Origin of the sequence: Micromonospora sp. NPDC049203 (assembly GCF_043197215.1) — a bacterium.
Classification (GTDB): domain Bacteria; phylum Actinomycetota; class Actinomycetes; order Mycobacteriales; family Micromonosporaceae; genus Micromonospora.
Genome location: NZ_JBICSV010000005.1, coordinates 191,097 through 202,926, shown reverse-complemented (window position 1 = coordinate 202,926; position 11,830 = coordinate 191,097). Strand labels below are relative to the sequence as shown.

General features: G+C 72.7%; 10 protein-coding genes. 5 read left to right on the top strand and 5 right to left on the bottom strand.

Features of this window, described 5'->3' with window-relative positions:
* Window positions 1–235 precede the first annotated feature (235 nt).
* The 3 genes from ACGFIA_RS16215 to ACGFIA_RS16205 form a co-directional block, all read right to left on the bottom strand.
* The gene (locus ACGFIA_RS16215; protein ID WP_393260906.1) at window positions 236–1,654 is read right to left on the bottom strand and encodes a glycosyltransferase family 4 protein; all 1,419 of its coding nucleotides are present in this window, start codon (window positions 1,652–1,654) and stop codon (window positions 236–238) included.
* Window positions 1,655–1,833: 179 nt separating this feature from the next.
* Window positions 1,834–2,973 (bottom strand): acyl-CoA desaturase, encoded by a 1,140-nt coding sequence (locus ACGFIA_RS16210; RefSeq protein WP_357384947.1) that lies wholly within the window; start codon window positions 2,971–2,973, stop codon window positions 1,834–1,836.
* A 14-nt stretch (window positions 2,974–2,987) separates the two neighbouring features.
* Entirely contained in the window at window positions 2,988–4,079 is a 1,092-nt protein-coding gene (locus ACGFIA_RS16205; protein ID WP_393260609.1) for a ferredoxin reductase, read from the bottom strand.
* 84 nt (window positions 4,080–4,163) lie between these two features.
* On the opposite strand from ACGFIA_RS16205, the gene ACGFIA_RS16200 reads away from it, so the two are divergent.
* From ACGFIA_RS16200 to ACGFIA_RS16185, 4 genes are all read left to right on the top strand, one after another.
* Window positions 4,164–5,387: a helix-turn-helix domain-containing protein gene (locus ACGFIA_RS16200; protein ID WP_357471123.1), complete on the top strand. Its 1,224-nt coding sequence runs from the start codon at window positions 4,164–4,166 to the stop codon at window positions 5,385–5,387.
* Between the two features lie 103 nt (window positions 5,388–5,490).
* Window positions 5,491–6,495: an Acg family FMN-binding oxidoreductase gene (locus tag ACGFIA_RS16195; protein ID WP_357471127.1), complete on the top strand. Its 1,005-nt coding sequence runs from the start codon at window positions 5,491–5,493 to the stop codon at window positions 6,493–6,495.
* 34 nt (window positions 6,496–6,529) lie between these two features.
* Entirely contained in the window at window positions 6,530–7,267 is a 738-nt protein-coding gene (locus ACGFIA_RS16190) for a serine/threonine protein kinase (protein ID WP_357384939.1), read from the top strand.
* Between the two features lie 527 nt (window positions 7,268–7,794).
* Window positions 7,795–7,965, top strand: a complete 171-nt coding sequence (locus ACGFIA_RS16185) for a hypothetical protein (RefSeq protein ID WP_357384937.1) — start codon at window positions 7,795–7,797, stop codon at window positions 7,963–7,965.
* 46 nt (window positions 7,966–8,011) lie between these two features.
* Here the strand turns inward: ACGFIA_RS16185 and ACGFIA_RS16180 are convergent, their stop codons facing one another.
* Entirely contained in the window at window positions 8,012–8,272 is a 261-nt protein-coding gene (locus tag ACGFIA_RS16180; RefSeq protein ID WP_013285859.1) for a hypothetical protein, read from the bottom strand.
* A gap of 19 nt (window positions 8,273–8,291) precedes the next feature.
* Window positions 8,292–10,076, bottom strand: coding sequence for an N-acetylglutaminylglutamine amidotransferase (locus tag ACGFIA_RS16175; RefSeq protein WP_393260903.1), 1,785 nt, complete (start codon window positions 10,074–10,076; stop codon window positions 8,292–8,294).
* Between the two features lie 233 nt (window positions 10,077–10,309).
* Here ACGFIA_RS16175 and glnA point away from each other — a divergent pair, with 233 nt between their 5' ends.
* Window positions 10,310–11,734 (top strand): type I glutamate--ammonia ligase, encoded by a 1,425-nt coding sequence (glnA, locus tag ACGFIA_RS16170; RefSeq protein ID WP_357478294.1) that lies wholly within the window; start codon window positions 10,310–10,312, stop codon window positions 11,732–11,734.
* The last annotated feature ends 96 nt before the right edge of the window (window positions 11,735–11,830 follow it).

Below are 11,830 nucleotides of genomic sequence, written 5' to 3'. Positions count from 1 at the left end.
TGCCTTCCGGGTACGGGTGACCGGACGGCCCGCCGCGCGCGTTGACGTCGACACGACGACGCCGGCGGACCGTTTCCGGTCGCCGGCGTGGGTGTGGGGCAGGTCAGGCGGCGGCAACCGGCGAGCGGGAAGCTCGCGCGGCCGCGGCGGTGAAGGTGCGCCTGCTCTGCATACCTCGACGGTAGCCCGGTCCGCACACTCCCGCCCAGCCCTTTCCCGCGCCCACGTGCGGGCGTCAGCGGTTGGGGGTGAGCAGGCGGCGGTAGAGCGTGTCCAGGCGTTCGGCCTGCGCCTCCCACGTCCACCCCGGCAGCGGGGAGTCCTCGCCCTCGTAGGCGGCGCGGTAGCGGGCCGGGTCGGCGAGCACCGCTCGCACCGCCCGGGCCAGGTCGGCGGCGTCGCGGGCGCGGAACACCTCGCCCTGGCCGGTGGCGCGGACCGTCTCGGCCATGGTGCGGACGTCGCTGACCACTATCGGCAGCCGCGCGTGCGCGTACTCGAAGAATTTGGTGATCAGCGCGATCTCGTGGTTGGGCCAGTGGTGCAGCGGGATCAGGCCGACGTCGGCGGTGGCGAGGAACGCGACGAGCTGCCGGTGCGGCACGTACGGCAGCACGTGCACCCGGTCACCCACACCGAGCCGGGCGGCGCGGGCGACGACCTGGCGGACGTAGGGGGCGGCCGGGTCGGCGACGACGAGCGCCAGGTGCACGCCGGGCAGCAGCGGCAACGCCTCGACCACCGTGTCCACGCCGCGCTGGGCGGCCATCGCCCCGCTGTAGACGAGCAGCGGCGTGTCCGGGGGCAGACCGCAGCGCTCCCGCAGGTCGGGGGCGTCCTCGTCGGGTGTGGCGGTGACCGGGGCGTTGAGGACCACTGTCGGGCGCTCCGGCAGGGCGTGGTCGCGTACCAGCAGGTCGGCGAGCGTGTCGGAGACGGTGACGACCGCGTCGGCGGCGCCGACGTACTCGCGGACGTAGCCGAGGTGCGCGGGCAGCCAGCGGGCGTTGTCGCGACGCGGCCGCGCGCCGGGCAGCCACTCGTGCGCGTCCCAGACCAGCTTGGTGTCCCGCCCGGCGGCCCGGGCACGCTCCACGGCGCGGGCGGCCACGCCGAGCATCCGGAAGTCGTGCGCGTGGATCAGGTCGGGGCGCAGCTCGTCGACGACGGGACCGGCGGCCCGCTCGTAGTCCCAGAGCCCCGGTTCCAGCCGCCGCCACGCCCCGTCGCGCAGCCGGGCCCGCCAGTAGCGGACCTGGGCGTGCTCCACCGGCCGGCGGGCCAGCCGCGCCGCGCGCAGCGGCAGCCCGCCCCGGGCCACCAGCCGAGCGCGCAACCCGGACCCGCCGCGCAGCCCGGAACCGTCGCGCGGACCTGCGTCCCGGCCCGAAGCGGAAACGCTGCCGACCCCGGGACCGGAGACGGCGGAGACACCGCCGCCCGGATGAGAGACGACGGCCGGTGCGGTGACGGGCGGGAGGGCGCGAGCACTGGACAGCGGCAGGACGCGCACCTCGGCCTGGCCGATCCGCCAGCGGCGTTCGGCGTCGACGTGGGCGCAGCCGATCAGCGTGACGTCCCAGCCGGCGTCGGCGGCCGAGCGGGCCGCCTTCTGCACCCGCGAGTCACAGTCGACCGCGTTGTCGACGAGCATGACCACGCGCCGCATCTCGCACCCTTCACCCGTACGCCCTGACGGGCGCGAGTGTACGGCGGCGCGGAACCGTCGCGACGGCCGCGAAACCCGCCTTGAGCTGGGCGGATGCCGACTGTGCAGGCGATGGTCAGGTGCCGGCCGGTGGAAGTTCACCGGCCGTGCACCGACCGGGCGGGTCAGGCCGTGCCGGAGGAGGCCAGCGCGGCCGGGGCGACCGGCTGCCGGCTGTCCTTGCGGTTGGGCAGCGACAGGCGGATGACCTTCCACCAGGCGGAGGCGACCTGCTTGGGCAGCGGACCGGTGGTGTAGTGCAGGCCGTACCTGTCGAACAGCGCCCGCACCTGCGGGGCGATCTCCTGGTAGCGGTTGCTGGGCAGGTCGGGGAAGAGGTGGTGCTCGATCTGGTACGACAGGTTGCCGGTCATGATGTGCAGCAGCCGGCTGCCGCTGATGTTTGCCGAGCCGAGCATCTGCCGCAGGTACCACTCGCCGCGGGTCTCGCCGTCGATGGAGGTCTTCTCGAACGTCTCCACGCCGTTGGGGAAGTGCCCGCACATGATCACCGAGTGGCTCCACACGTTGCGCAGCAGGTTCGCGGTGAACGTGGCGGCGAGCGTGGTCAGGAACGACGGGCCGGACAGCAGCGGGTGCACCACGTAGTCCTTGAGCACCTGGCGGCGGATCTTGCGGCCGACCGCCCGGGCCTTGGCCCGGAACTTCGGGTCCTTGAGCCTGCGCTGCTTGAGGTGGTCGCCCAGCTCCATGTCGTACGCGGCGATGCCGTACTCGAAGAACATGGCATTGATCAGATTCCACAGCGGCTGGCCGAGGTGCATGGGGTGCCACGGCTGGTCCTCGTCGACGCGCATGATGCCGTAGCCGAGGTCGTTGTCCTTACCGACGACGTTCGTGTAGCGGTGGTGCAGCTCGTTGTGCGACTGCTTCCACTGGTCGGCCGGGGAGACGTGGTCCCACTCCCAGGTGGTGGAGTGGATCTTCGGGTCGCGCATCCAGTCCCACTGGCCGTGCAGGACGTTGTGCCCGATCTCCATGTTCTCCAGGATCTTGGCGACGGTGAGGCCGGCCGTGCCGACGACCCACGCCGGCGGGAACAGCGAGAACAGCAGCACCGCCCGGCTACTCATCTCCAGTGTCCGCTGGGTCTTGACCACCTTGCGGATGTAGCGGGCGTCCCGCTCCCCCCGGTCGGCGAGTACCCGGTCCCGGATCGCGTCCAGTTCCTTGCCGATGATCTCGATGTCCTCGGCGCTCAGATGGGCGATCGGGTTGACGGCCTTCTTCTGGATGACGGTCACGTGGGTGGCTCCTGTCAGATATCGATGTCGCAGGTACCGGCGGCGGCCGACACGCACGTCTGTACGAGCACGCCGTCCCCCGGTACGGCAGTGGTGATGTCGCCGTTGCGCAGGTCGCGGACAGCGCCCTGGCGCAGCGGTACGACGCAGCCGAAGCAGATGCCCATCCGGCACCCGGAAGGCATCAGCACTCCGGCGTTCTCCCCCGCGTCGAGCAGGGTGGTGGACCCGTCGGACTCGACTGTCACACCCGCCCCGGTGAAGGTCACGGTTCCTCCCTCGCCCGGCGTGATCACGGTCGGGCGGAACCGCTCGGTGTGCAACCGCTCGACGAGGCCGTTCGAGGACCAGTACCCCTCAACCGCGTCGAGCATGCCGATGGGTCCGCAGGCCCACGCCTCCCGGTCGAGGTGGTCGGGCACCAGGGCGGCCAGTTCCGCGACGTCGAGCAGGCCGTCGGTGTCGGTGTGCCGCTCGATCAGCCGCAGCGCGCCGCGTTCGGCGAGCGCCCGCAGCTCCGCGCCGAAGACGACGTCGTCGCGGGTGGGCGCGGAGTGCACGAGCACCACGTCGGCCCGCTCGGCCAGCCCGGAGCGCAGCATCCCCATGACCGGGGTGATGCCGCTGCCGGCGGTCACGAACAGGACGCGCTCGGGCGTCGCGGCGGGGAGCACGAACTCGCCCTGGGCCTGGTCGAGGTGCACGATCGTGCCGGGCCGGAGCCGGCGTACGAGGTGGTTGCTGACCTTGCCGTCGGGGATGGCCTTCACGGTGACGGAGATCCGGCCGTCGGCGGCGTCCGGCGGCGAGGTGAGCGAGTACGCGCGCCACTGGCGTACCCCGTCGACGTCCACGCCGAGGCGGATGTACTGGCCGGGCTGGTGGCCCTGCCAGGCGCGGCCGGGCTGGATCACCAGGGTGGCCGCGTCCCGGGTCTCCGGGCGGACGGCGACGATCCGGCCGCGCAACGGGGCGCCGGCGCGCAGGGGCGCGATCAGGTCGAGATAGTCGTCGGGCAGCACCGGTGTGGTGACCGCTCCGGCCAGCCGCAGCAGCCTGTCCCGGAAGGTGACCTTCTGAGGGCGGCGGGAGGCAGTTGTGGTCATATGACCAGCGTGGCCGCCCGATCGCATAACATCTTGACCAGCAAAGGTGAAACACGCGCGGGTTTTTGTTCGGAGGGAACAAACATGACGTTGGAGGCCGGTGCGGGGCAGCGTGCCGCCCACCTCAACCTCGACGCCGGGATGGCCGAGGCGCTGCGCGCCCGGCTGCCGATGGTCGCCGAGCGGACCGTCTCCGCGATCACCGCCGAGGTGCCGGACTACTCCGGTGCGCTCACCGGCGCCATGCGGGCGAAGATCGAAAACGCGGTACGCATCGCGCTGGGGACGTTCCTCCAGCTCATCGAGGGTACCCAGGCGTTCGACCCGAGCACCCCCCTGGCCCCGGCGCTGGAGGCCGCGTACGCGCTGGGCAGCGGCGAGGCCCGCTCGGGGCGCAGCATGGACGCGCTGCTGGCCGCGTACCGGGTCGGTGCCCGGGTGGCCTGGCGCGAGGTGTCCACCACGACGGTACGCAGCGGGCTGGCCGCCGCGACGGTGGCCGAGTTCGCCGAGTTGATGTTCGCCTACATCGACGAGCTGTCCGCCGCGAGCGTCGCCGGGCACGCCGACGAGCTGGCCAGCGCCGGCCGGATGCGCCGCCGCAGCCTGGAACGGCTCACCCAGCAGTTGCTGGCCGGCGAGCCGGAGGAGTCGCTGCGGCGCAGCGCCGAACGCGCCGACTGGCCACCACCGCAGACGCTGACGGTGGTGCTGCTCCCCCGCCGGCACCTGCGCGCGGTGCTGGCGTTGCTCAGCCCGTACACGCTGGAGAGCGGCGAGGACCTGCCCGGCATGGACCCGGTGGAGGAACTGGCCGTCCTGCTGGTGCCGGACATGCACGGCGGCCGCCGTCGCCAGCTCACCCGGCTGCTGCACGGGCACCGGGCGGTGCTCGGCCCGGCCCGGCCCTGGCACCGGGTCGCCGCGTCGTACCAGCGGGCCACCCGGGCGCTCGCGCTCGACCTCGGCGAGCCGGACGCGGGCCCTGTCGACACCGAACGCCACCTGTCCACGCTGCTGCTCAGCATGGACCCGGAGGCCCTCGCCGACCTGCGCGCGCAGGCCCTCGCGCCGCTGGCCGCACTGCCGCCGGCCACCGCACAGCGGCTGGCCGAGACGCTGCGCTCGTGGCTGCTGCACCAGGGACGCCGCGACGAGGTGGCCGCCGACCTGTTCGTCCATCCGCAGACCGTCCGCTACCGGATGGGCAAGCTGCGCGAGCTGTTCGGCGACCGGCTGCACGATCCCGCCACGGTCCTCGACCTCACCATCGCCCTGGCCGTACCCCAGGAGCCGGACGACGCCTGACCCCCGGGGGCGCACGGCCCGGTGCGGCCGGGACCTCCGGCCCTGTCCGCCCGCGAGGGCGGCGGGCAGGGTCGGAAGGGGACGAGCAACCAGGAGGGCCGCCATGAACAGCTCATCGACCCGCACCGACCAGGATCCGAGGGTACGGGTGCTGGAGGCGGCCGCCCGGCAGTCCCTGCACGCCCCGTCGGTGTTCAACACCCAGCCCTGGCGCTGGCGGGTCACCGGCGACACGCTGGAGCTGCGCGCCGAGGCGGACCGGCAGCTCGCCCACACCGACCCGGACGGGCGGCTGCTCATGCTGAGCTGCGGTGCGGCCCTGCACCACGCGCGTGCGTCGCTGACGGCGGTCGGCTGGGCGGTCACCGTCGAGCGGCTGCCCGACCCGGCCGACCCGTCGCTGCTGGCCCGGCTGCGCACCACCGGCCCGGCCGACCTGGACGTGCCGGCGGGCCGCCTGGTCGAGGCGATTCCGCGCCGCCGCACCGACCGCCGGGCGTACGGGGACCGGCCGGTGCCCGAGGCCGTACTGGCCCGGCTCGGGGACGCCGTCGAGGCCGAGGGCGCGCACCTGCACGTGGTGCGGCCGGACCAGATGCCGATGCTCGCCGTGTCCACCGGACGCGCGGCGGACACGGAGCTGGCCGACCCCGCGTACCGGCAGGAGCTGCACGACTGGACCCACCGCCCGGCGGGCAGCGGCGACGGGGTGCCCGCCGCCACCGCCGTGCGCCCGTCCGCGCGACGGGTGCCGCTGCGCGACTACGCCCCCGGCGGGGCGGCCGGGCTCAGCGCGGGCGCGGACTTCGACCGGGGTGCCGCGTACCTGATCCTCTTCGGCGACTCGGACGAGCCGGCCGCGTGGCTGCGCGGCGGCGAGGCGCTGTCGGCGCTGCTGCTCACCGCCACCGCCGAAGGGCTGGCCAGCGCGCCGCTCAGCGACGCCGTGGAGCTGGCGTGGCCGCGCCGGATGATGCGCGACCTGCTGGCCGGCATCGGCGACCCGTACCTGGTGGTGCGCGTCGGCTGGGGTCCGGACGCGGAGCTGCCGCCGGCGCCGCGCCGCGCGCCCGCCGACGTGATCGAGGTGGTGGAGCAGTCGCGGTGACCCGGCGTGGCGGGCGTCGTCGTAGCCTCGACGGGTGTGGAACCTGGACCTGGCTCATGCGTTCGCCGTCTTCGGCGACCAGGACTCCGGATGCGTCTCCTACGGAGTGGAGTCGGCGGGCCGGCGCTGGTTCGTCAAGCGGGCCGGGACACCGGCCGCGCGTGCGTCGCTGACCCGGGCCCTGGGCCTGCACGCCGCGGTCCGGCACCCGGCAGTGGTCCGGCCCGAGCTGGTACGCGACGGCACGGACGGCCCGACGCTGGTCTACCCGTGGCACGACGGCGTCGTGCTCAACCACGCCACCACCGGCGGCGGCAGCGACCGGAGCGGGCTGGTCCGCTTCCAGCGGCTGCCGGTCGCCGAGGTACGCGCGGCGCTGGACATCATCCTCGACGCCCACCTGGCCGTGAGCGCGGCCGGGTACGTGGCGGTGGACCTGTACGACGGCTGTTTCCTCTACGACTTCGACGCCCGGCGGATGCGCCTGATCGACCTGGACGAGTACCGCCCGGGCCCGTTCGTGCTCGACTCCGACCGGCTGCCCGGTTCCCGTCGTTATCTGTCGCCGGAGGAACTGACCCGGGGCGCTGTGATCGACGAGCGCACCACGGTCCACGCGCTGGGTCGTACGCTGCACCACCTGCTCGACGGTCCGTCCGGCTGGCGGGGCACCACCGCCGAGCGCGCTGTCGCCGACCGGGCCAGCCGGCCTGACCCGGCGTCGCGGTACGCCACAGTGGCCGCTCTGGTCCGCGACTGGCGAGCCGCCTGATCCGCCCGCCGTTCGACGCGATCCAGCTCCGGCGGCCGGCGTTTCGTGGCTGGCCCGCGTCGGACGTGACGCACCGTCACGTCGCCTCGATCCGGCAGTGAGTCACAGAGGGTGACGACCCGCCGTCAGGCGGAATAGGCAGATTTGGGCATGACAAGCTCCCGACCAGCGTCGATGCGCGGCCAGGCACCTGCCGCACACACATCCCTGTGCGCCCTTTGCTCTGCATCCATTGGCGCAGCGGTGACGCACGGCCATCGCCGCGTATGAGGCTGCAGAGCAAAGGGCGCGCGGTGAGCCATGTCGCGGGCAGCTCCACGACTACAGGAGGTGACGGGCAGGGCTGGCGAAGCCGGGGGTGCCGGGCTTCGAGGGCGTCACGACGGCGTACCGGGTCCCGCCCCCGCGACGAGCCAGGCAGGTGAGTGCGGCCGTCGGGCGGAAACGTGCTCCCGGTGCCCGGCCGGCACATAGCGTGGGACGAGGGGCGGCCTGCTCGGGGCGCCGGTGAGCGGAGGGAGAACACGGTGACGGAGCCGGAGGAGGAGCAGGAGAAGACCAGCAAGACCGATCGGGTGCTGTTCTCGCCCGACGGCGACCCGCACCACACGCTGGCCGAGGCGCCCCAGCCGGACGAGCACCTGCCGCCCACAGTCACCCGCGACGGCCACACGGACGTGCTCGACGACGAACAGTGAGCGCACCGTCCCGCCCGGGCTCGTGGGCCGGGCGGGACGTGTCGCGTCAGACCGGCGGGATACCCGAGCGGCCGATGTCCGACATGTCGTCGCCGATCTCGGTCCGGGTGCCGGCCACCGGACCGGCGCCGGCCTCGGTGCGGTCCTCCACGCAGGCGTCGCCCAGCCCGTGCATCAGCTCACCGACGACGGCGAGCGCCGAGCCCTTGTCCGGGCAGGGCGCGCCGGTGGCGAGCACCTGGCCGTCGCCGCCGACCACTGTGAATCCCACGCTGCCGTCGGCCTCGCTCTCGATCACGAACTTCACAGTGCTCCTCCCGCTTAGCTCAGCTCACACCGTGCGTCTGCAACCACAGCTCCAGCAGACCCAGCTGCCACAGCTTGTTGCTGCCCGCGGCGGCCTGGGCCCGCTCCGGCTCGGCCAGCAGCTCGTCGACGTACGCCCGGCGGAACAGCCCGCGCCGGCGCGCCTCGGGCGCACCCAGCGCCTCGACCACCAACTCTCGCACGGGTCCGTCGACGTTGCGCAGCGCCGGCACCGGGAAGTAGCCCTTCGGCCGGTCGATGACCTCGGCGGGAAGCACCTCCCGGGCCACCTCCTTGAGCACGCCCTTGCCGCCCTGAGCCAGCTTGTGCTCGGGCGGGCACGCGGCGGCGAGCGTGACGAGATCCTGGTCGAGGAACGGCGTGCGCACCTCCAGTCCCCACGCCATGCTCATGCTGTCCACCCGCTTGACCGGGTCGTCGGGCAGCATCAGGTGCGTGTCCAGGCGCAGTACCGCGTCCACGGCGGTCTGCGCGCCGGGCGCGGCCAGGTCCGCGGCGACCAGCTCGCCGCTGACGTCGCCGACGCAGGCGTACGCCGGTTCGACCACCTCGGTCAGCTCCGCGTGGTCGCGGTCGAAGAACGCCGCGGTGAACCCGGCCGCCGCGTCCTCGCGGGCCGAGCGGGCCAGCCGGTGGTGGTAGCCGTAGCCGGCGAACACCTCGTCGGCGCCCTGGCCGGACTGCGCCACCTTCACGTGCTTGGCGACCTGCTCGGAGAGCAGGTGGAACGCCACCACGTCGTGGCTGCCCATCGGCTCGGTCATGGCCGCCACGGTGGCGCGTACGGCCGGGCCGAGGTCGCCGTCGGCGAGCCGGATGCGGTGGTGGTCGGTGCCGAACGCGCGGGCGACCAGGTCGGAGTAGTGGAACTCGTCGCCGGTCTCGTCGCCGCGGCTGTCGAAGCCGATGCTGAACGTCTGGAGGTGGTGCTGTCCGGCGTCGTCGAGCAGCGCCACGATCATGCTGGAGTCGAGGCCGCCGGAGAGCAGCACGCCGACCGGCACGTCGGCGACCAGCCGGCGGCGTACGGCGGTGCGCAGCGCGTCCCCGACGGCGGCCCGCCAGTCGGCGGCGTCCATGCCGGCGTGGGCCGGGTCGCGCCGGTACGCGGGCCGCCAGTAGACGCGCTCGCGGCTGCGCCCGTCGGCCTCGACGACCCGGACGGTGGCCGGGGGCAGCTTGCGGATGCCGCGCAAGATGGTGCGCGGCGCCGGAACGATCGAGTGCCAGGACAGGTAGTGGTGCAGCGCGACCGGGTCGATGCCGGTGTCGATGTCACCGCCGGCCAGCAGCGCCGGGAGCGTGGAGGCGAACCGGAGCCGGCCGGGCGACTCGGCGAGGTAAAGGGGTTTGATGCCGAGCCGGTCGCGGGCCAGCACGAGACGGCGCCGCCGCCGGTCGACCAGCGCCACCGCGAACATGCCGACCAGGTGGTCGACGAACCGCTCCCCCCACTGCGCGTACGCGACCAGGATCACCTCGGTGTCGCTGGTGCTGTGGAACGTGTGCCCGGCCGCGCGCAGCTCGTCGCGCAGCTCCGGATAGTTGTAGACGCAGCCGTTGAAGACCAGGGCCAGGCCGAGGTCGTCGCGGACCATCGGCTGGGCGCCGGCCTCGGACAGGTCGATCACTGTCAGCCGGCGGTGCCCGAGGGTGATCCAGCCGTCACTCCACGCGCCCTCGCCGTCCGGGCCGCGTGAGCGCATGGCGGCGGTCATCCGGTTCACCGCGGCGGCGTCGGGTAGGGCCCCGTCGAATCTGGCCTCACCGCTGATCCCGCACATCTCAGCGTCCACCGGTCAGCCGAGGAGCACCCACCACGCCAACCTCCCGCCGCGTCGTCTCCCGGGCGGTCCGCCGGGTACGGCGACTACCCGGCCTGTGGCGTAGGAAACCCGGATGGGCGGTTGCCGAGCCGGGCCGGGCGAGCCGTCGTACGGTGGCGGTACGGGCCATGTCCCCGGGCGGTCCGGCCACGGGACGTGGCCAGGATCAACGACGCCTGCCAGGAGGACGTGTGTTCGCCAATTCCGAGGAACTCCTGCGATACCTCACCGACGAGGACGTGAAGTTCGTCGACGTACGTTTCTGTGACCTGCCCGGCGTGATGCAGCACTTCAACCTGCCGGTCGAGTCGTTCGACGACAGCGTGTTCACCGACGGCCTCGCCTTCGACGGCTCCTCGATCCGTGGTTTCCAGTCGATCCACGAGTCCGACATGCTGCTGCTGCCGGACGTGGCGACCGCGTTCGTGGACCCGTTCCGCACGCAGAAGACGCTCGCGCTGAACTTCTTTGTCCACGACCCGTTCACCCGGGAGGCCTACTCCCGCGACCCGCGCAACGTGGCGAAGAAGGCCGAGGCGTATCTGGCGGCGAGCGGCATCGCGGACACCGCGTACTTCGGCGCGGAGGCGGAGTTCTACATCTTCGACTCGATCCGCCACGAGACGTCGGCGCACCAGTCGTTCTACTACATCGACTCGATCGAGGGCGCCTGGAACACCGGGCGGATCGAGGAGGGCGGCAACCGGGGTTACAAGACCGCCTACAAGGGCGGTTACTTCCCGGTTCCCCCGGTGGACCACTACGCCGACCTGCGCGACAGCATGGTCCGCCGGATGGTGGACGCCGGTTTCACTGTCGAGCGGTCGCACCACGAGGTGGGCACGGGAGGGCAGTCGGAGATCAACTACAAGTTCTCGACGCTGCTGCACTCGGCCGACCAGCTCCAGCTCTTCAAGTATCTGATCAAGAACGAGGCGTGGGCGCACGGCAAGACCGCGACCTTCATGCCCAAGCCGGTCTTCGGTGACAACGGCTCCGGCATGCACACCCACCAGAGCCTGTGGCGGGGCGGCGAGCCGCTGTTCTACGACGAGACCGGCTACGCCGGGCTGTCCGACGCCGCCCGCTGGTACATCGGTGGCCTGCTGCACCACGCCCCGTCGCTGCTGGCCTTCACCAACCCGACGGTGAACTCCTACCGGCGTCTGGTGCCCGGCTTCGAGGCGCCGGTGAACCTGGTCTACTCGCAGCGCAACCGCTCCGCCTGCACCCGCATCCCGGTGACCGGCAGCAACCCCAAGGCCAAGCGCGTCGAGTTCCGCGTCCCGGACCCGTCCAGCAACCCGTATCTCGCGTTCGCCGCGATGCTGATGGCCGGCCTGGACGGGATCAAGAACAAGATCGAGCCGCCGGCGCCGATCGACAAGGACCTGTACGACCTCCCGCCGGAGGAGTGGGGCGACGTCAAGCAGGTGCCCGGTTCGCTGCCCGAGGCGCTGGCGGCGCTGGAGGTCGACCACGACTACCTGCTCGACGGTGGGGTCTTCACCGACGACCTGATCTCCACCTGGGTCGACTGGAAGAACACGAACGAGGTAGACCCGGTGCGCCTGCGGCCCACGCCGCACGAGTTCGCGCTCTACTTCGACTGCTGATCCGCACCGCCACCGCTCCCGCCACCCGTGGGGGCGGTGGTCGGCGGAAACGGCTTCGGACCGTCGTCCGCCCTCGTACCGTCGGGATATGAGCCC